Below are 20,808 nucleotides of genomic sequence, written 5' to 3'. Positions count from 1 at the left end.
AGTAATGAATCTAAGAAAAGTTAAAAATGAATTAAGATATGTGTTGACAAAATTTAGACATAGAGAATTAACAAACAACGCTTTAATAGCTTATGCAAAAGAAATCATTTATAGATCATTGTTGACAGCGACACGGCAGTAGCTTCTCCTTACAGAGACCAAGGCGTAGCTTGCTTCCTCGGAGGAGTACAAATCAGCACAGCCGACGTCAGTCACAACAACAGAGAGCCTTCATTTATGGGGTTACCCTACATCCTTATTCTTTGACAACTCGAAGTGACAAAATTCCAAAAAAAGAGATGAGAAAGCAACATCCTTCTCATCTCTCTTATCGTTATCGTAGTTGAGTTACTATCTGCGAGCGCAAATTGGCAATATTAACGGCGTCTGCTGCCAAAACCAGCAGGTGAGCGCCGACTTGTCCCACTACCAAATCTACTACCAGAATTGCGTCTGGTTGAGCTTGAACTGCCAGAGGGTCTTAGTTGACTGCTACCAAAACCAGAACCAGAGGGACGGTTACCCGTAGTAGTACGTGGGGGTGAAGTCCGTACATTTGAATTACCAGGATATGACCTTCTAATATTCCCTGTACTGCGGAAAGCAGTGCGATTTCTCACAGCCGCGGGTGGCGCATTGTAACGACTTTGGTAGCTACTGACTGCTTGAGAGTAGCTGTTACCATATCCACCGTAACCTGTCAAAAATCCTCCTGGTTGATAAGCAGGGGGAACGTAGTACTGGGGCCTAAACAATAGGCTACCAATCGCCTGACCCGCTATACCACCAGCTACAGCCCCAGCAAAAGGCGACCAAAAACTATTTTCTTGGCGAACTACAACTGTTTCTTGTTGTCCTGTTTGGGGATTAGTTTTGTTTTCGGTAACGTTGTGGACGTACCCAATTTTAAAGTCTTCTGTTAGGTATAGAATTGGCTGTCCATTTTCTACCTTTAAGTAAGTTTTCTTACCCTGCTTGATTTCATCATCAGTCAGGCGCGCCATTTGTAAATTTTCAGTTGAAAACCTTGGGGGCGTATTGTTGAGTAAAAACAATGTATATTCCCCAGTTCCATCATCATATTCAGCTTGTTGTATTTGGTACTGACCATCACTTAGTTTGGTACTAGCAGAGGTTTGACTAACGTTCCTACCTGAAGGGTTAGTGGTAGCTTGGTTTCCTCCCCCACAAGCGACAGTTGTCAAGCACAAACTCAGGGTTAAAAAAACGGCTGTAAATTTGCGAACTATGGTCATGAGCATTGCATTATTATCCTATCTCTGAGCTTAACAAGTTCTCAATGTGAGCAGTAGTACGGACTACCCAACAAATTATAAAGGAATCAATTCTGGGTAATGTTGTAACAATTGATCACTGGTGAGTTCATCGCCTAACTGCGCTGGCGAGAAATGTACTTGTATTGCTTTTAAGTTATGTTTGTAGTGTAAATTAATTAAGGCTTTCAAACCTTCTTTTAGTGCTTGGACGTTAGAAAGGTCAGTTTCCAACTCTGGTACTTCTCCTTCATAAGCTACTGTAATCATCACAACTACGTTGCGTGTCACAGGTATAGATAAAGGTTCATCAAATCCAGTGTCAGAAATATAATCTGGTTCACTGAGATATCTTTGGGCAGAATCAGTAAATAATTCATTTACGTAATCTCCGGCTTCGCCTTCGTTCCAAAAGACGTCACCTTCATTGGATGCAGAAAGCCAATATTCATCATATTGCAGGAGAGTTTGGATAATTTCTACTAATGCTTCTCCCAAAACTTCCAAATCTCCATCAGAATCGATCGCATCCCGTCCAGCACTATTTAATACTCCTAAAATTGGTGCTACTTCACCTCCCCCTAAATGCAGAAACAGGCGAAAAACGACGTAGCGAGTTTTGCCAATCATTCTATTAAAGCTATCGCGCATCTTTATCCTCCTAAAGCTTGTTGTTTGTCATTTGGCATTTGTCATTGGTTGGTTGTAACTCCTGTACAGACGCGTAGACGCTCGAAGAGAGGCTTCTCGTAAGAGTATAATCGCGTCTCTCTTGACTACTGAATAATATAGTGAAACCCTTTAACAAAATCTATAACCATATTTAACGAAGGTAGTATGGGTTTTGTCAATTCATTAGATGTATCATCATAAACTGAACTATTCAGAAAAGGGCGTTTAATAAATTTTTTACCAAAGTTGGGATTTTCATGCACAATCAAAGTATCGGCGCTGGAATTTGTTAGAATTATTTGAGTTGGGGTTTTACAAAAATTTAGCTTTGCTGCTACTTCTAGATTTTTTTTAATTTGTTTAATAATTGTAGCCTTACTTATAGCTTGCTCTATAAGAATATTTAATTGTTTCACCATTTGGGATGATTTTAAACTCTGATTAGTAATAACTTCGCTATTAATCATTTCCACCATATTGACAATATTATTTTGGGTGGTTGCTGCATCTAAAAAGGGCATAATTGCAATATAAGCTGTAGGGAATAATGCTTCATCGCTATCTAAACGGAAGGTAAAAACAGTTCGGCGGCTGCCACTTTCCATGCTTGGAGGTTGTTTGAGGCTCTGATATTCTTGAGCAATTTGGTAATAAGTGCCAGCGAGAGCAAAGTTAGCTTCGTGTTCTAGGGCAGCATCGACGACAATACGTATTGTTGGCGGAGTTTCATTAAAAAAGTCTTGATAGTCTTCGGAATGGAACTTTTGAATGATTGAGCGATCGCCACTTGGACTAAGATCAACCCACTCACAAGTCATGCCTTCAGTTTTTAAACCAAACCTGGAGGTAGCATAAAGTTTGGCCCCAGTTAAAATTGCTCCCGTTAAGTCCGCACCAACCCATTCCGCCTTAATTAATTTTGCCTGAGTTAAATCGGCGTGGACTAAACTCGTATTCGTTAAATTTGCATTGCTGAAGTCTGCACCAATTAAGTTAGCACCACTCAATTTTGCTCCGCTCAAATCTGCCCAGCGGAGGTTAGCCCCGCTCAAATCTGCCCAGCGGAGGTTAGCCCTGCTTAAATCCGCTCCGCTGAGGTTAGCATGGCTAAGATTCGCTTGTCTGAGTTCGGCATCTCGCAAATTAGCGCTGCTGATATCAGCGCGACTTAAATCAGTGAAGTTTAAATTAGCCATCTCTAAGTTTGCGCCTGTCAAAGAAACGCCTCTTAATATGGCTTCGCTCAAGTTAGCGTGACGCAGATTCGCTTGGCGGAGTGTCGCTTCGCGTAAATCGGCACTGGTAAGATTAGCCTCAAATAGGTCAGCACGACTGAGTTCAGCACGAATTAACTCAGCGCGGATCAGCGTTGCTCCTCTGAGTTGAGCGCGATTGAGATCCGCTCGAATCAAATTGGCTACGTTGAGGCTGGCGTTGTTCAAGATGGCGCTACTGAGATTCGCACCGCTGAGTCTGGCAACATTCAGCTTGGCATTGCTCAAATTAGCTTCACTGAGATTTGCACCACTCAGGTTGACTACACTTAAATTAGCTTTACTAAGATTCACACCACTGAGTTTGGCCCCACTCAGGTTAGCTTCAGACAGATCAACATCAATAAAGTCTAAAACTCCAGCTGCGTATTTTTCCAGCAATTCCTCTACAGTCATAGATGCTACCCTTGGATGCCAATTTTAATAGTTGGTAAAGTATGCAGAAAATATTTAACAAATAGAATGACAAAATCAAAAATGAAAATTGGGATTTTAGGACTGGGATTGATCGGCGGATCTTTGGGTTTCGATTTGCGATCGCAAGGACATAATGTCTTAGGAGTCAGTCGCCGTGAATCAACCTGTCAAAAAGCAGTTGCCCTCGGCAGTGTTGAGCAGGCGTCAGTTGACCTAAGCCTGTTGGCAAGCGCAGAAGTGGTATTTATTTGTACACCCATAGCACTTATTGTTCCCCAATTTGAGCAGTTAATCGCTTATTTGCCTTCTACTACTGTTGTGACTGATGTCGGTTCAGTGAAAGCACCGATAGTTGAAGCGATTTCTCCTCTTTGGGATAATTTCATCGGTGGTCACCCAATGGCGGGAAGGGCAGATAGTGGAATTGAAGCTGCACAGCGGGATTTATTTGTTGGTAAGCCTTATGTATTAACACCAGAAACTAGAACACCAACCGCTGCTATTTCTGTTGTAGAGGAAATTGTGCGATCGCTTGGAGCGAATATTTACCATTGTCAACCAGAGCAACATGACCGCGCTGTAGCTTGGATTTCTCATTTACCTGTAATGGTCAGTTCCTCTTTAATTGCTGCTTGCATGAGTGAAACTGACTCTGAGGTTTTGCAATTAGCGCAAAAGTTTGCTAGTTCAGGTTTTCGGGATACCAGCCGTGTCGGTGGTGGGAATCCAGAATTAGGCTTGATGATGGCGCGGTATAATCGGCAAGCTTTGCTGCGATCGCTGCAACACTATCGCCACAACCTCGACAAATTGATTCACCTAATTGAACAAGAAGATTGGACAGTTTTAGAAGAAAGGTTGAAATCAACGGGTAAGGCGCGTCCTGATTTTGTTGAATAGTCGGAATTGGGCGAGCGATCGCACTAAGCGCAATGCCGGAGGCGATCGCCGTACACAAGCAAACTGGCGAAAAGTTTGCCAGACCCCATCGGTGAGAAGTTAAAATACTCAAAATATTATCATTTCTGTAAATAGATTTTTTTGAAACCATTTTTGAAGTAATACCAATTTGAAAAAAGAATGTAACAAATAGACCATATTGTAGAGACGCGATGAATCGCGTCTTAAAACTTAAACCAGGGATGTGTTGCAATCATTAATTGAATTGGTATAAGAAACAAAAGTTGTAGCTTATGGAAAATTTAGAAACAGTATTATTAGAGTCTAAAAGATTGATGCTACAAGCGATTTCCTTGGAATACGCAGACAGTGTGTTTCGTGAATTCACAAGTGAAATTACCACCTTTATGTATCCAAAACCAGCCCAGAGTATCAGGGAAACTGAGAAGATAATCAAAGATATGATTCAACAACGAGAAAATAAAACTGACCTTGTGTTAGTGATTCTCAAAAAAGACAATTTAGAGTTTTTAGGAATTTGCGAGGTTGGTGCTATTGATACCGATACACCGGAGTTAGGAATTTGGCTCAAAAAGTTGGCTCATGGTTTTGGTTTTGGTAGAGAGGCAATTTCTGTATTAAAAAACTGGGTAGATAAAAATTTGAAATACAATTATCTTTCCTATCCTGTTGATAAAAGAAATATCCCCAGTCGGAAAATTGCAGAAAGTTTGGGAGGTAGAGTATTTCGAGAGTTTCAACAAATAAACAACAGTGGTAATCTTCTTGATGAGATTGAATATAGAATTTATAAATAAACGGCATCTTTCATACTATTTCATTTTAATAATGATACAAATACCCTGGCAGGGGCATGGCAATGCCCATTAGTGTCAACTTAAGGAAAAAGTCAACAAGTAGAGGTAGAGTAGGGGAGTAGAGACAAAGACAAAAGGAGTTGTCAAAATGGCTACTCCCCGGATGAGAAAAGATGGCAATCCAGACTTAAGAAGACAAACACAACTGCCAGCACCAGCAATAGAAGAAATAGAAGCCCAGATATACGCACTACTAGAACCATCAAACTTTAAACCACTAAGAGATTCACCAGGACTAGACAACAAAAACTTAAGAGAAAGAAAATTAACATTACCAGTGATGATGGCAGTGGTAGTAAGTCTGGTGTATCGACAAATAGCCGGATTAAGCGAAGCAATCAGATTATTAGCCACAGAAGGATTAATGTGGGTAGAACCGATGTTAGTGAGTAAACAAGCACTCTCACAAAGGTTAAAGAAAATACCAGCAAAATTATTTGCACAAGTGTTTGAGCAAGTCATCGAAAAAATCCATGCCACCCCACAGGCAAATAGAATCCCACAGCAGTGGCAACAACTACATCAGACTTTTGGTGCAGTGTGGATAGCGGATGGGTCAACACTAGAAGAATTACGCAAAAAGTTAAAAGCATTATCAGACCAAACAACAGTGTTGGCAGGAAAAATGATGATGGTGGTAGAAGCGTTTACTCATGTACCGACCAAAATCTGGTACACGGAAGATAGCAAAGCTAATGACAAAATTTTTGCCCAGGAGCTATTAGAGCAACTGCCAACTGGCGGACTATTGATTTTCGATTTGGGTTTTTTCAAGTTTGGCTGGTTTGACCAGTTTACACAGCAGCAGAAGTTTTTCGTGACGCGATTGCGCGAAAAAACTTCTTACTTTGTGGTGCGCTGTTTATCAACTGGTGTTTACTATCGTGACGAAATCATCGATATGGGACAATATCGATCCAATCCTTGTCAGTATCCAGTTCGCTTAGTTTCTGTACTCTGGGGTAATAGTTGGTACTACTATTTGACCAATGTGCTTGACCCACAGTTATTATCTGCACAACAAGTGTGTGAACTCTACCGTTGTCGTTGGCGGATTGAAGATGCCTTTAAGCTGACTAAACGACTTCTGGGTCTGGCTTATATTTGGGTTGGCGACCGTAACGGGGTTCAGATTCAAATCTTTGCGACTGTGATTTTCTACACTGTTCTCAACAATTTATCTTCTCAAATCGCGTTCGCACTCGGTCAGCCACTTGAACGTATTTCTGTGGAAATGGTCTTTCGCAGTTTGTATTACTTTGCTGTGGCTGTTTTGCGTCGTGAAACTGATAATGTTGTTGACTATTTAGTTTCACATTACAAGCTTTTTGGTTTGCTTAAAGCCGAGCGCAAACGTCATCGTCAGATTCACTCGCGGTCGGCTCAAGTCTGGGCTGATGCTCCTTAAGTTGACACCAATGGGCAATGCCATGCCCCTACGAGAAATCTATATGTATCAGGATTTTCGTTAATTGGTATCACACAGACCAAGGCGAACAAGTCGGCATAGTCTATAGTCGATTCTTGGTTGGGATCACAATCATCGAGAAATAAGGCACTTGTGCTGGATCAACTTCATCTAAGGGTACAATTCTCTGCTGTGCCATTGTTGCCCGCTCAATATATCTTGCCCGCGATGCTAGTCCTAATTGATGTAAAATATCTCGCACTTTTGTAAAATGACGACCTAGCTTCATAATTGCCGCTGCATCGGTTGTCAGTAGTTGTGTGATTAGTTCTTCTGCTGGCATTGGTGCGGGCAGGACTGTCAAAATATCGTTGTAGTAAGTGAATGGTACACCCAATGCTACCGGACAAGCCATCAGTGAAGAAATTCCAGGGACAACTTCTGTTTGGTACTCCTCAGATAACCTAGTGAATACATACATGAACGAGCCGTAGAAAAACGGATCACCCTCACACAGTACTACTACATCCCGCCCTGCGGCTAAATGTTCAGCAATTGGTTTAACTTCCTGGTCGTAAATAGAATTTGCCTTTTCTGGCTCTAATGCGCGGGGGAGATGAAACGATACCTCAATTTGATTGCCAGGAAGATACTGCGAGACGATCGCGCGTGCAATACTTTCTTTATCTACTGCCGATTGATAAGCTATTACAGGAGCCGCACGTAATAGCCGCAACGCTTTCAGGGTCAATAATTCAGGATCGCCTGGCCCAACACCAACTCCATAAAGACGACCTTTAGTTGCCATAATCATTCTTCCTCCGTTGCCAGGGCGTTAACTGCTGCTGCTGCGATCGCACTACCACCGCGCCGCCCATGTAAAGTTAAAAATGGGACATTTCTATTGTCTGCTGCCAGTGCTGCCTTCGACTCTGCCGCACCCACAAATCCGACGGGGAAACCCAAGATCAGCGCAGGTTTGGGCGCTCCTTCATCTAGCATTTCTAACAGTCGAAACAGTGCAGTAGGAGCATTTCCAATTGATACCACTGCCCCTTCTAAGTGCGATCGCCATAATTCTAAGGCAGCAGCCGACCTTGTAGTATTTAGATCCTGGGCGATTTCTGGTACTTCTGGATAGTTGAGAGTGCAGATTACTTCGTTGTTTGCGCTCAATCGCCGCCTTGTAACGCCTTCAGCAACCATCCGGCAATCACACAGAATCGGCGCTCCGGCTGCCAGTGCTGCTCGTCCAGATTGCACAGCTGTTGGTGAATATCCCAAGTCAGTCACAATATCCGTCATTCCACAGGCATGGATGAGACGTACAGCAACTTTAGCTACATCTGGTGGTAGCACATCTAAGTTTGCTTCCGACCGAATGATTGAGAAGGAATTACGGTAAATTTCGTTAGCATCTCGGATGTAATCGGGCATTGGGGATTGGGGACTGGGGGCTGGGGATTGGAGACTGGGGATTGGGGATTGGAGACTGGGGAAAAACTTTTTATATCTTAGAGAGTGAGCAATGAATTTTACTTAGATTGCAAGTATCTGCTTGTTTGCTGACTTTTGAGAGAATAACTGCTTTAGTCGGTCAACTGCATATCGATTGGCAAATTCTCCAAAGGACTCGTTGGAATTTTGGCGTTGTTTTTTATATACTTTCAGCATCTGCTCTAACAGAGCAGGGAGTTCGGCAAAAGTTACATATTGGTAGAGTTCACGACCGAATTTATGGTCGCTTTCACCGTCGTCACCAACATAAATGTGATAACCCTCCACAGTTCCCTTTTCCACCTCAACGCTGACACCAATTAGGGCGATATCACTCTTAGTATGCTGAGCGCAAGATTTTTCACAACCGCTGAAGTGGATATTTACTGGGCTATCCAGAGACAGATGAGCTTTGAGATACTCTGCTAATATCAATGCATGACCCTTGGTATCCGTAGCAGCAGAGGCACAACCCTTGTTGCCAGAACAGGCAACCAATGCACTTTTGATGTTGGTTGCTGAGGAATCTAAATTTAACAACGCAAGTTCACTCTGGACATCAGCCAAACATTGCTGGGGAATATCTGTTAATAGCAAATTTTGCCAAGGCGTTAGCCTGAGAGTGCCACTACCGTATTTTTCTGTCAAATCAGCCAAACCTCGCATCTGCCGACTCTCTAATCGACCGAGGGGTAAGACAACACCAATATAGAATAAATCTTGCTGACGCTGGGGATGAATACCTATATGTTGATATTTAGCATCTAACTTCTCCCCCTTCTCTTGTAAGGAAGGAGTTAGGTTTTTATTTCCGATTTGATTTTGACACTTTTCCCTCCCCATCCTCGCCAAGGGAAAAGCTAAACGTTGCTCAACTTCTTGGAGATAATTTTCACAACCCAAAGTATTCAATAACTCTCGCAGCCGTGGCTTACGCTTAGTAATAGTGTTGAGATAATCCAGGTAGACATTTGCTAAAGCTGCCAAAACAGGTAAGCATTCGTCTGGTGACAATACAATTCCCATATCGTTGGGTGGTTCTCCCTTCTCGCCGACACTCAGATGAAGGCGGAAGTAAACTTTAGCATCAATTAAGACAGCAACAAAGGTGATATCATTTAGGCGATCGCACACCGATACTGCCCCGCCACCATCAAAGCAAACGCTAAATTTTGCAGGTAGTCCCGCAAGTACTGGATGTGTAGTTATGTACTCATCCCAACTTTGCACAAAAGGGCGAGTATCAATCAATTCCTGCGGGTCGATACCAGCAGTTGGACTCGTCATGATATTACGAATGTGGTCTACAACAGCACTACGAGAACCCAATCCGATATCCTGTAGCTGCTGGAGAACTTCAGTATTTATGCCTGTACGAATTTCGCGGACTTGCAGATTAGCTCGATTAGTCACATCCACATAGCCGCCTCCATACTGGTTTGCTATATCTGCGATCGCACGGCACTGTTCGCTAGTCAAAATTCCACCAGGTATTCTCAGACGAGATAATATACCATCTGCGGCAGATGTAGCGTAAAACAAGCCAGGACAACTGGCAAATCCAGACAGCAAAGCTATAACTCCTTCCCCGTGTTACGCAGGGAGTAGATGGTGAGTGTGCCTTAAAGACATAGCTTGAGTTGGCATTCTGACTTGGGTAATCCCATCACAGCTGCGGCACAGTCCCGGAATTTCACCGGAGTTTCCCCACTCCAAGCTTTAGTAATGTAGCACGAGAAGGCAGCCAGACTGCTGGAGAATATTTTTTTTAACTTAATTATTTAGTAACTTAAACATTCACATCAATTAAGTTATCGCTTCAATTTGAATCGAGCAAAGAATATGCGAACATGAAGACTTTATAAAAATTAATATATGAAGCTTGCTTGTTTGCGGCAGTTATAAACATTATAAAGTAGTTTTCATACCGTATTATCACATAAAAGTAGAGTGCTAATTAAATGAAACAAATAACTCAATTCGGTGTTGCGATTGCAGCTTATGCTGTAACCTGGGTGAGTGTTGCATTGCAAGCTCAAGCAGCTACTGTTAACCTTGACAACCAAGGAAATATTACGAGTGTCTCAAGCGTGGTGGTCAATGACTCAACATACAATGTAAGTTTTGTGTATGGTAGATTTCGCTCTGTGTACGATGTACCTGAGCCTAACAGCTTATATCCCACGATGCTCAATAGCGACCTATTTGGCGGTTCTCCACCATCAGACGCAATTAACCAAGCATTAAATCAATTAATGCCTATCCCCGGATACATATCACCGTTTAATGCTGGGGTGTTATCGAGAAGCTATTTTATCCCTTTTCGTTTCAAAGAATTTGATGGTTCTTATTCCGTTGATGGTGACGAAGGAAATTATATTTATGATCCTGACTCTCCTCCTAATGAGCAACCATTTGATAATTATTGGTATGGGAATTACAACGTGATCAGCGACGACTCTTCTGAAACCTACGCAGTATTCACTCCTGTACCAGAACCTGCTGATATTCTGGGTAGCCTGACGGCGCTTGGCTTGGTTGTGGCAATGAAAAAAAAGATTACCATCTAAACTAACGAATTAAGTTAGTATATGCACCACTGTTAAAAATCTTATCTCTTCTATCATGAATGGTTACCATAGCAATCTTAAATGATTCGTGATCAACAAGATACAGACTTCTTTAAAAAGCAGTCTAGCTGCGGCGTTCAGCAAATAGTCTGATAAAAATATTCCGATTATTTAAAAGGAAAAGGTAAAAACTTTGTGTTTGTCTTTGACTTTTTGGTGTTAATGTTTACCACTTACAGATGTAACGATAAATAAAATATTATATGAATTATAGATTTATTACTATCCAATAGCACTTGCTTAGACAATTGACTGCGATATATAAACTTTTACTTATACCTGCAATCTAATATTTATTTAATAATTTCCCTTTTATAGTTAACCACTTTGATTTAAAAGCAAGTAAACTAATTTCAACAAGAAAAAGTTACCTACTCGGTAGACTTCAATCAATTAACATACGTCATCAAGCTAATTAAAGACAGTTGATACTGCTTGTTCTCCAACTAAAGGTTGAATTGGCGCGACTGTTATAGCTTGATATACCCATTGATGATGCAAGAAAAATCTATTTTTCCTTGCCTAATTTGTCGTTGCTAAAAACAATAAAATTCATTTTGAAGGAGATTTTATGACAGAATTTTTAAATCAAATTTCTCGCCGTAAATTTATCTTAACTGCCGGAGCATCTGCGGGTGCTGTGTTTCTTAAAGGCTGTTTAGGAAATCCTCCTGAAAACCTTACAGGTAATAACTCTAAAGCCGCTCCAACGGCTCAAACAGTTGCCAATATTAGCCCTGAGCAAAAACCAGAAACTACGAAAGTCAAGCTGGGATATATCCCGATTGTGGAAGCTGCTCCTTTAATTATTGCTCAAGAAAAAGGCTTTTTTGCTAAGTATGGGATGACTGATGTTGATCTTTCTAAACAAGCTTCTTGGGGTTCAGCACGGGACAATGTAGAAATTAGTTCTACGGGTGGTGGTATTGATGGCGGTCAATGGCAAATGCCAATGCCGCATTTAATTACAGAAGGTTTAATTACCAAAGGCAATCAAAAAATTCCTATGTATGTGCTGTGTCAGCTAATTACACATGGTAACGGAATTGCGATCGCCAACAAGCACCAAGGTAAAGGTATCAGTTTGCAGCTTGCTGGTGCTAAGTCTGTGTTAACCCAACTCAAATCTTCAACACCTTTCACCGCTGCATTTACCTTCCCCCATGTCAACCAAGATTTATGGATTCGCTACTGGTTAGCTGCTGGTGGGATAGATCCTGATGCAGATGTCAAGCTGCTTACAGTACCTGCGGCTCAAACTGTCGCCAATATGAAAACAGGAACAATGGATGCCTTCAGCACAGGCGACCCCTGGCCATATCGTCTTGTGCAAGACAAAATTGGCTACCTAGCAGCATTAACCGCAGAGATTTGGAAGAATCATCCTGAAGAATACTTTGCCATGAGAGCCGACTGGGTTGATAAAAATCCCAAAGCAACGAAAGCAATACTCAAAGGCATTATAGAAGCACAGCAATGGCTGGATAATTTTGATAACCGTAAAGAAGCAGCGCAAATTCTGGCTGGACGAAATTATTTTAATCTTCCCTCACCTGAAATTCTTGCTGATCCATATCAAGGTAAGTATGACATGGGAGACGGACGCAAAATTGATGATAAATCAATGGCAGCTTATTACTGGAAAGATGGAAAAGGCAATGTTTCTTATCCCTATAAAAGTCATGACTTATGGTTTATAGTCGAGAACGTTCGCTGGGGATTTTTACCACAAGATTATATCGCTAATAATGCTGCTAAAGCTAAAGAACTAATCAATAAAGTCAACCGCGAAGATATTTGGAAAGCAGCTGCTAAAGAAGCTGGTATCGCTGCTGCTGATATTCCGACAAATACATCTCGCGGTGTAGAGGAATTTTTTGATGGCATCAAATTTAACCCCGAAAAGCCAGAAGAATATCTCAAGAGTCTCAAAATTAAGAAAGTTAATGTTTAGTAGAGACGCGATGAATCGCGTCTGTACAAGAGTCAAGAGTAGAGATGCGATGAATTGCGTCTGTACAAGAGTCAAGAGTAGAGATGCGATGAATCGCGTCTGTACAAGAGTCAATAAAATTCCAAGTTGGAATGGTTGATGACGAATAATGAATTTTCTGGAGAATACAGTCTATGACACTCGCCCAAAAACGCCCTGTAACCCCTAGATTTAATAACAGTTTTATATCCAGTCTCCAGAAGCAATTTCCTGACTTGATACCGCCAGCGATCGCGATCGCCATCTTCCTCATTCTGTGGCAACTGTTCGCTTTGACTCCCGGTGCAACATTACCAGGCCCAATACAAGTTATTCAAGATACCTGGGTATTAATTTTTTGGCCATTTTATGACCGAGGTGGCATTGATAAAGGTCTATTTTGGCAGATTCTCGCCAGTTTACAACGAGTCGCCATCAGTTATACCTTAGCTGCAATCGTTGGAATTGGCTTAGGTATTTTGATTGGCGTCAACAGAACCATGTCTAAAGCTTTAGATCCCATCTTTCAACTATTGCGGACTGTACCACCTTTAGCTTGGGTTCCTATTTCTTTAGCAGCCTTACGACAAAACGAACCAGCTGCCTTATTCGTAATCTTCATCACCGCTATTTGGCCCATCTTAATTAACACTGCTGTCGGCGTTACCCAAATTCCTCAAGATTACAACAACGTTGCCAAAGTCCTGCAACTTAGCCGCAAAGAATATTTCCTTAATATTCTGATTCCTTCCGCTTTACCTTACATTTTTACCGGTTTGAGAATTGCGATCGGTTTAGCTTGGTTAGCAATTATCGCGGCAGAAATCGTCATGTCCGGTATTGTCGGAATCGGCTTTTTTATCTGGGATGCCTATCAAAATAACAACGTCAGCGAAGTGATTCTAGCTCTAATTTATATCGGCGTTGTTGGGTTGGTGCTAGATAAAATGATGGGTTGGCTTCAAAACAAGATTTTACCAGCAGAGCAAAAATAGTCATTAGTCATTAGTCATTAGTCATTGGTCATTTGTAGAAAGCTAAGGACTAATGACCACGTACTAAGGGCTAATGGCGAAAGACAAAAGACTAATGACAAAGGACTAATGACAAAGGACAAATGAGTATGTTCGTTGCTGTTGACCAAATTGACAAAGTTTTTGAATTAACTGGTGGTGGCAAATATATCGCCCTCAAAGGAATTGACCTCCAGATTAAAAAAGGAGAATTCGTCTCTCTAATCGGTCACTCCGGTTGCGGTAAATCCACTTTATTAAATATGATTGCTGGTCTGGATTTACCCAGTGAAGGCCTTGTGACTTTAGAAGGACAAAAAATCACCAAACCTGGCCCAGATAGGATGGTGGTGTTTCAAAATTATTCGCTACTACCCTGGCGGACAGTTAGAGAAAATATTGCCCTGGCTGTGGATTCGGTAATGAATGGGTTACCAGCTGCTGAACGCAAAGCTATTGTCGAAAAACATATTAATATGGTGGGCTTGCGTCCCCATGCTGATAAACAGCCGGGAATGTTATCAGGTGGGCAAAAACAGCGAGTTGCGATCGCTCGCGCTTTAGCAATTCGCCCCAAGTTGCTACTATTAGATGAACCCTTCGGTGCATTGGATGCACTCACACGCGGTAATTTGCAAGAACAACTCATGCAAATTTGCGAAGAAAATCAAGTCACTGCTGTGATGGTTACCCATGATGTTGATGAAGCGGTGCTGTTATCTGACCGAATTGTCATGTTAACTAATGGCCCCGAATCCAAAATTGGGGACATTTTAGAAGTCGATATTCCCAGACCCCGCAAGCGGATGGAAGTTGTAGAACATCCCAGCTATTACAGCTTGCGAAGTGAGATGATTTACTTCCTCAATCAGCAGAAACGCATCAAGAAAATTCGGGCGCGGAAAACTGCGGATATTGCTCGTCATGGATTGGAAAAAGTTAATTTAGAAATTGGCTTTTTGCCGCTGACTGCTTGCGCCCCGTTAGCTGTTGCCAAAGAAAAAGGTTTCTTTACCAAGCATGGTTTAGATGAAGTTAACCTCGTGCGGGAAAGTAGCTGGCGGGGTATAGAAGATGGCATAAGTGGCGGTTATTTGGATGCGGCTCAAATGCCTTCGGGGATGCCCATGTGGTTAACATTAGGAGGGCATAATAACCAACCATTGCCTGTTGTCACTGCCCTCACCATGACTCGCAACGGCAACGCCATCACCTTAGCAAAACGCTTTTATGACCAAGGTGTACACACTTTATCAGATTTCAAAAGATACCTGCTTCACACCCGTGAGCAAAGGCACACAATGGGGGTAGTGCATCCCGCATCTATGCACAATTTGCTACTGCGTTACTGGCTAGCTGCTGGTGGTATTGACCCCGACAGCGATGTGGATATGAAGACCATTCCCCCAGCACAGATGGTAGCTGACCTAAAAGCCGGAAGTATTGATGGTTACTGCGTAGGTGAACCTTGGAATTACCGCGCTGCTGTGGAAAATGTCGGCTTTACCATCGCTACCGACTTAGAAGTTTGGTTAGGACACCCCGGTAAAGTTCTTGGTGTGCGAGAAGATTGGGCAGAAAATTATCCAAATACACATATCGCCTTGACTAAAGCTTTGCTAGAAGCTTGTCAGTACTGTGCAAATCCCGAAAATGCCCAAGAAATTCGCCAAATTTTAGCAGGGCGAGATTACGTCAGCACTGATTTAGAGTACATTCAACTCGAAGATCCAGATAGTCTCACCTGTGACTTAGACCATCCGTTGCGGGACTATGCCCATCACCAGTTTTATTCTGAGTCTGCCATCAACCGCCCCAGTCGCACAGAACAAATTTGGATTATGAGTCAATTGGCGCGTTGGGGTGACACTCCCTTCCCCAGAAATTGGGTGGAAGTTGTGGAACGAGTATGCCGAGTTCGTGTCTTCAGTACCGCAGCACGAGAATTAGGTTTAGATATTAGCTACATTCGTCAACCCATCAAGCTGTTTGATGGTACTCCCTTTAATGCGGATGATCCGATCGCCTATCTTAACAGCTTGCAGATTAAGCGTGATTTCTCGGTGGCGGAAGTTGTTCTTGATGCACCAAGAAGAAAACTCGCCTCATAAAAAAATGGTGAGAGAAAGAGGTAGTGGAAGAAGTAGCACATCATTAATGAGGCTTTGAGCTTCATTAATGAGCTTCGGAACTTTAACAGGTCGCAGCGATAGCGAGTATTTGAGCGTCCGAGTCCCCAATTCTCTAATCCCTATAGCGTGTTTTCAAAGTCTTAGATCCCCCTAAATCCACGCCAGTCGCTCATGAGGGAAACCCCCTTGGCGCTAGCCTCTCCCTTTGGGAGAAGACCGCGCTGCCTCCCCTTAAAAAGGGGGACTTTAAAAGACTCTTAGCCCCCCTCTTTTTAAGGGGGGTTGGGGGGATCTAAAAAGTTAAGAAGCTAAACAAGTAGTTTGAAAACACGCCCCAGTCCCCAGCCCCCAATACCCAATCCCCAAATCGCCATGCAAAACCATAACTGGATAGCTACCAACATTGCTACAGACTTACAAGGAAAACCATTAGCCGCTGCAACCAGCAGACTCCAGCCTTTCCTAGAGATTAAAGATGTTTCTAAAGTATATGCCACAAAAAACGGCCCCTTCACTGTACTCGACGGTGTTAACCTCAACGTAGACCAGGGCGAATTTATTTGTGTCATCGGTCACTCTGGCTGTGGTAAATCCACCTTGTTAAATATGGTATCGGGTTTCAACTTTCCTACCTCCGGGCAAGTACTGCTAGAAGGACAGCCAATCACCAAACCCGGCCCAGACAGGATGGTTGTCTTTCAAAACTATGCTTTGCTACCTTGGCGGACTGCTTTTGAAAATATTTATTTAGCTGTTAACGCCGTTTATCCCAACAAGCCACAAGCTGAGAAAAGAGCGATCACACGAGATCATCTGGCAATGGTGGGACTAGCTGACGCGATGGAAAAGAAACCAATGCAAATGTCAGGCGGTATGAGACAAAGGGTTTCTATCGCCCGTGCTTTGGCGATTCGTCCCAAAGTCTTAATTCTAGATGAACCCTTTGGGGCTTTGGATGCCATTACCAAAGAAGAATTACAAGAAGAATTGCTCAAAATTTGGAATGAGAATCGCTGCACAGTGCTAATGATTACCCACGACATCGATGAGGCATTATTTTTAGCAGACAAATTAGTAATGATGACTAATGGGCCTCATGCAAAAATTGGCGAAGTTATGGAAATTCCTTTTTCTCGTCCACGCGATCGCGCCCGAATCATGGAAGACCCACAATACTACCAACTGCGTAATTATGCACTAGATTTCCTCTTTAATCGCTTTGCTCACGATGATGTAAACTAACAGCTTTTCAATTTTACAAACGTTAGCACAATGGCAAAAGGTAAAAATTGACATTTTTTACCTTTTGCTTTTTTTTATCTATAAAAAAAATCACAGTCAAACTCTTTTTTTTACATATAATACTAATTCTCTAAATGAAAGCAACACATCGTTTGTAGTAGCGCTTAAGCGCAATTCCTTGCCTGATTTAACCCAGTGTCCTATTTTAGAGAATCGATTTAACATCGATAAGAAATGTTTTTTATGACAAATTATATCGAAATATGCGCTTAATCCACCCTACAGTAAGTTGTAAAAATTACTGATTTAACCAATCGTTCAGGACGTTAAGAAAACCAAGAAAAGATATCACAAATCATTTAGTACTGCTATAAATTAAATTATTGGAAACTGCCATTACAGCTTAGGCACTTTCTGATAGTAAACTGCAAGCATAATATATAGATAGATGTGAATAATTTGACACATGAACTACAAAAGGGGCTACCCATGAGTTGCCGCGCACTGCTGCTAGTAAATCCTCATGCCCGCCAAGGGGAAAAGGGTCTATCGGAAGCGATTCATTATCTTGAAACACTCGGTTTTGAATTAGTTGAGGAGTCAACTGAAGACCCCAAACATCTTTCTGAAGTCATACTTCGCTACCAAGATCAAGTTGACTTAGTAATCGTTGGCGGTGGAGATGGTACTCTCAATGCCGCAGTTGATGCTTTAGTTGATACTCAACTGCCTTTGGGAATCTTACCTTTAGGAACTGCTAACGACCTAGCGAGAACTTTAGGAATCCCCAACTCCCTATCTGAAGCTTGCAAAATTATTGCCCACGGAGAATTGCGACGCATTGATTTGGGGTGGGTAAACGGCAAACACTTTTTCAACGTTGCTAGTCTGGGACTGAGTGTGAAAATCACCCAGCGACTTACTAAAGAAGTTAAACGCCGTTGGGGAATATTCGCTTACGCCGCTACTGCATTGCAAGTAATTTGGGAAGCGCGACCGTTTAGTGCAGAAATTGTAATTAACGGCCAATCAGTTCGTGTAAAAACCGTACAAATTGCTATAGGGAATGGTCGTTATTATGGCGGCGGCATGGCAGTAGCTCCTGATGCCACAATAGACGATCAAAGACTGGATCTTTATAGTTTAGAGATTAAGCATTGGTGGCAGACCATACTATTACTACCTGCAATGCGACAAGGACACCACATACATTCGCAAAGTGTCCGCGCCCTTCAAGGTCAAAATATAGAAGTTTATACCCGTAAACCGCGTCCTATAAATACCGATGGTGAAATCACTGCTTACACTCCTGCTCATTTCCGGGTGATACCTAAAGCTGTAACTGTTTTAGTACCGCCCGAAGACAGAAGCTAGGAGTAGAGACGCGATTATACTCTTACGAGAAGCTGCTCTTCGAGCGTCTACGCGTTTGTACAAGAGTCAAAGTTATTAATTATTTATTCTCCATCTCCTCCCTTCACTCTCCTAACTTACCTAATAAAAATCTGATATTTTAAGGATTAGTTTTGGCTACACTTGTATTTATATTCACATTAATTTAGTTAGGTGAAGCTGGGTACTGTAGCAACTTCCATGAACTCCCGCCAAACACATCTGAGATTTTCTCAAGATATTAAGTCCCTGCTGCAACGCCTAGCACAAGAGCCTCTGACTCTAGGTGATATTCTGGCAGAAACCTCCGAACGAGGATTTAGCTTAGTAATTGTATTATTAGTTTTGCCTTTTTTGTTTCCCATGCCACCAGGATTAGCTGGCCCTTTTGGTGCTGCTAGCCTGATATTATCAATACAGATGGTTTTAGGTAGGCGATCGCCTTGGCTACCTAAAAGAATTGCCAACTACAAATTCCCTCGCCCGTTTGCCCAGTTACTGTTACAAAACCTGCGCCGTCTCACTAAAATATTAGAGAAAATTGCCCGTCCCAGGTTAGCCAAAATAGCCGATAATCCTTTGATTTGGCGCATCAATGGACTTTGTATATCTTGGTTGACACTATTACTAATGTCACCAGTTCCCTTTACTAATCCTATTCCCACTGTAGGCATTTTACTTTTAGCAGTTGCCACCATCGAATCAGATGGTTTACTGATTTGTATCAGCTACTTTATCACTGCCTTAATTACCTTACTATTTACATTTATTGGTTATGCTCTATGGTTAGCTCCCAGTTGGCTCCCATCTATATTTAGATAAGAAAAGCCCCCAGCCAAAGACTGAGGGCAATAATTTTTTAGGGTGCATCTACCATTTATTGATCCACTTTAAATACGGCTAAATCCGGAAAATTTGAGTTTTTACAAAAGTTTTTTATATATCACTAATTTATAAATGCTAGGAATTACAACTTGATATAAAAAAGCCTCCAGCCAAAAGCTGAAGGCAATAATTTATTAAGGTGCATCTACCATTTATTGATCCGCTTTAGTTTTCATAGCATCAGGACAAATTCGACTTTTAACAAAATTGTTTTTAGGACAAAATTACAAACATTGAAAAATGAATAACTTGTAAAAAAAAAAGCCTCCAGTCCAAGACTGGGGGCTGTGGTTTAATTAAGGTGCATCTACTATCTATATATCCGTCTGAGTTCTCGCTGCATCAGGAAGAATTGAAAAAAACGTTGATGCACAGCCACGAGCAAAAGACAACGCTTTTTTTATTCATTCGATGATGTTAAACCCTTTTGTCCTTCTTATACTCCCAACTTTTAGCACTTTGTAGTAAAAAAATATATTGATTTAATTCAGATTACAACTCAATACCGTTCACTTAAATCTACAAATCGTGTAAAGTACAATACTGTTCAATACAGTTCAGTTAAGGTGCATAGTTTATGGTTGGCGAATTGATAAATCTCAAACAAGAACTGATTTCTATTTCAGAAGCTAGTGACATTGGGTTTAACTATACTCCCACAGCCAAGGAGCAAATCGAGACATTAGCGCGATCGCTTGAGGCTGTAAATCCTACTACTGAACCAACAAACCATCTTGAATTGATTCAAGGGCGCTGGCGGCTTTTGTACAGTACATTTGGCTTAGAACGAGAAACTACTCTGCAACGTGTTTCTTTTGGTAAACTACCGAATGTAGGTATCAGCGTTACTGGTATCTTTCAAGAAGTTTATACAGATACTCAGCAATACAATAACCTAATTGAATTTACTCTAGGTTCTGGTATTAATGGTATTACTATAGTTAAAGGGCGTTACACAGTAGAAGATTCTAAACGTCTCAATATTGATTTTCTAGAAACATCCGTTAAAAGCGTAAGCAATGATTTGACTGACTCTAGTTTTCGTAAGGCTTTAGGAGTCGAGAATCAGTTGCCTTTGGAATCAACACTTTCCTTTAATGGCTGGACAGATATTACCTATTTAGACGAAAATTTTCGCCTCATGCGTGGTAATCAAAAAAATTTGTATGTGCTACTGCGATACGAGTAAAAAGATCAGAGTCTCCTTACTCGTAAATAAAGC

Annotated in this window: 17 protein-coding genes and 1 riboswitch; of the genes, 11 read left to right on the top strand and 6 right to left on the bottom strand. The window is 41.7% G+C overall.

The features are described 5' to 3' along the window. Nucleotides 1-377: 377 nt before the first annotated feature. The 3 genes from WKK05_RS05385 to WKK05_RS05375 all read right to left on the bottom strand — a co-directional run bounded on the left by WKK05_RS05385 (nucleotide 378) and on the right by WKK05_RS05375 (nucleotide 3,616). Nucleotides 378-1,262, bottom strand: a complete 885-nt coding sequence (locus WKK05_RS05385; RefSeq protein ID WP_341528742.1) for a hypothetical protein — start codon at nucleotides 1,260-1,262, stop codon at nucleotides 378-380. Between the two features lie 69 nt (nucleotides 1,263-1,331). After that, nucleotides 1,332-1,925, bottom strand: coding sequence for a DUF1517 domain-containing protein (locus WKK05_RS05380; protein WP_341528741.1), 594 nt, complete (start codon nucleotides 1,923-1,925; stop codon nucleotides 1,332-1,334). A gap of 125 nt (nucleotides 1,926-2,050) precedes the next feature. Beyond that, nucleotides 2,051-3,616, bottom strand: coding sequence for a pentapeptide repeat-containing protein (locus tag WKK05_RS05375; protein ID WP_341528740.1), 1,566 nt, complete (start codon nucleotides 3,614-3,616; stop codon nucleotides 2,051-2,053). Nucleotides 3,617-3,697: 81 nt separating this feature from the next. Here WKK05_RS05375 and WKK05_RS05370 point away from each other — a divergent pair, with 81 nt between their 5' ends. The 3 genes from WKK05_RS05370 to WKK05_RS05360 all read left to right on the top strand — a co-directional run bounded on the left by WKK05_RS05370 (nucleotide 3,698) and on the right by WKK05_RS05360 (nucleotide 6,823). Further along, complete coding sequence (locus WKK05_RS05370; protein ID WP_341531029.1) at nucleotides 3,698-4,537, top strand: prephenate/arogenate dehydrogenase; 840 nt, start codon at nucleotides 3,698-3,700, stop codon at nucleotides 4,535-4,537. Nucleotides 4,538-4,830: 293 nt separating this feature from the next. After that, a complete protein-coding gene (locus tag WKK05_RS05365; protein ID WP_341528739.1) occupies nucleotides 4,831-5,355 on the top strand; it encodes a GNAT family N-acetyltransferase in 525 nt (174 codons plus the stop codon). Between the two features lie 148 nt (nucleotides 5,356-5,503). Continuing rightward, entirely contained in the window at nucleotides 5,504-6,823 is a 1,320-nt protein-coding gene (locus WKK05_RS05360) for an IS4 family transposase (protein WP_341528245.1), read from the top strand. A gap of 103 nt (nucleotides 6,824-6,926) precedes the next feature. On the opposite strand, the gene WKK05_RS05355 is transcribed toward WKK05_RS05360, so the two are convergent. The 3 genes from WKK05_RS05355 to WKK05_RS05345 all read right to left on the bottom strand — a co-directional run bounded on the left by WKK05_RS05355 (nucleotide 6,927) and on the right by WKK05_RS05345 (nucleotide 9,892). Continuing rightward, entirely contained in the window at nucleotides 6,927-7,631 is a 705-nt protein-coding gene (locus tag WKK05_RS05355) for a precorrin-2 C(20)-methyltransferase (protein WP_341528738.1), read from the bottom strand. A 2-nt stretch (nucleotides 7,632-7,633) separates the two neighbouring features. Continuing rightward, nucleotides 7,634-8,260: a precorrin-8X methylmutase gene (locus tag WKK05_RS05350; RefSeq protein WP_341528737.1), complete on the bottom strand. Its 627-nt coding sequence runs from the start codon at nucleotides 8,258-8,260 to the stop codon at nucleotides 7,634-7,636. Between the two features lie 102 nt (nucleotides 8,261-8,362). Continuing rightward, complete coding sequence (locus tag WKK05_RS05345) at nucleotides 8,363-9,892, bottom strand: NirA family protein (protein WP_341528736.1); 1,530 nt, start codon at nucleotides 9,890-9,892, stop codon at nucleotides 8,363-8,365. 48 nt (nucleotides 9,893-9,940) lie between these two features. Then, nucleotides 9,941-10,073: riboswitch (cobalamin riboswitch) on the bottom strand. 208 nt (nucleotides 10,074-10,281) lie between these two features. On the opposite strand from WKK05_RS05345, the gene WKK05_RS05340 reads away from it, so the two are divergent. The 8 genes from WKK05_RS05340 to WKK05_RS05305 all read left to right on the top strand — a co-directional run bounded on the left by WKK05_RS05340 (nucleotide 10,282) and on the right by WKK05_RS05305 (nucleotide 20,775). Further along, entirely contained in the window at nucleotides 10,282-10,890 is a 609-nt protein-coding gene (locus WKK05_RS05340; RefSeq protein WP_341528735.1) for a PEP-CTERM sorting domain-containing protein, read from the top strand. Between the two features lie 631 nt (nucleotides 10,891-11,521). Next, nucleotides 11,522-12,904, top strand: coding sequence for a CmpA/NrtA family ABC transporter substrate-binding protein (locus tag WKK05_RS05335; RefSeq protein WP_341528734.1), 1,383 nt, complete (start codon nucleotides 11,522-11,524; stop codon nucleotides 12,902-12,904). A 173-nt stretch (nucleotides 12,905-13,077) separates the two neighbouring features. Further along, the gene (gene ntrB, locus WKK05_RS05330) at nucleotides 13,078-13,917 is read left to right on the top strand and encodes a nitrate ABC transporter permease (protein WP_341528733.1); all 840 of its coding nucleotides are present in this window, start codon (nucleotides 13,078-13,080) and stop codon (nucleotides 13,915-13,917) included. Between the two features lie 122 nt (nucleotides 13,918-14,039). After that, the gene (locus WKK05_RS05325; protein WP_341528732.1) at nucleotides 14,040-16,046 is read left to right on the top strand and encodes a nitrate ABC transporter ATP-binding protein; all 2,007 of its coding nucleotides are present in this window, start codon (nucleotides 14,040-14,042) and stop codon (nucleotides 16,044-16,046) included. Between the two features lie 393 nt (nucleotides 16,047-16,439). After that, complete coding sequence (locus WKK05_RS05320) at nucleotides 16,440-17,309, top strand: nitrate ABC transporter ATP-binding protein (RefSeq protein ID WP_341528731.1); 870 nt, start codon at nucleotides 16,440-16,442, stop codon at nucleotides 17,307-17,309. A 489-nt stretch (nucleotides 17,310-17,798) separates the two neighbouring features. Then, on the top strand, nucleotides 17,799-18,683 hold the full coding sequence (locus tag WKK05_RS05315; protein ID WP_341531028.1) for a lipid kinase: 885 nt from the start codon (nucleotides 17,799-17,801) through the stop codon (nucleotides 18,681-18,683). A 219-nt stretch (nucleotides 18,684-18,902) separates the two neighbouring features. Continuing rightward, complete coding sequence (locus WKK05_RS05310; protein ID WP_341528730.1) at nucleotides 18,903-19,523, top strand: exopolysaccharide biosynthesis protein; 621 nt, start codon at nucleotides 18,903-18,905, stop codon at nucleotides 19,521-19,523. A gap of 640 nt (nucleotides 19,524-20,163) precedes the next feature. Further along, nucleotides 20,164-20,775 (top strand): PAP/fibrillin family protein, encoded by a 612-nt coding sequence (locus WKK05_RS05305; RefSeq protein ID WP_341528729.1) that lies wholly within the window; start codon nucleotides 20,164-20,166, stop codon nucleotides 20,773-20,775. Nucleotides 20,776-20,808: the final 33 nt, after the last annotated feature.

This window comes from Nostoc sp. UHCC 0302, from assembly GCF_038096175.1.
Lineage (GTDB): Bacteria > Cyanobacteriota > Cyanobacteriia > Cyanobacteriales > Nostocaceae > UHCC-0302.
The sequence above is the reverse complement of the archived record's forward strand: the minus strand, read 5'-3'. Positions and strand labels throughout refer to the sequence as shown.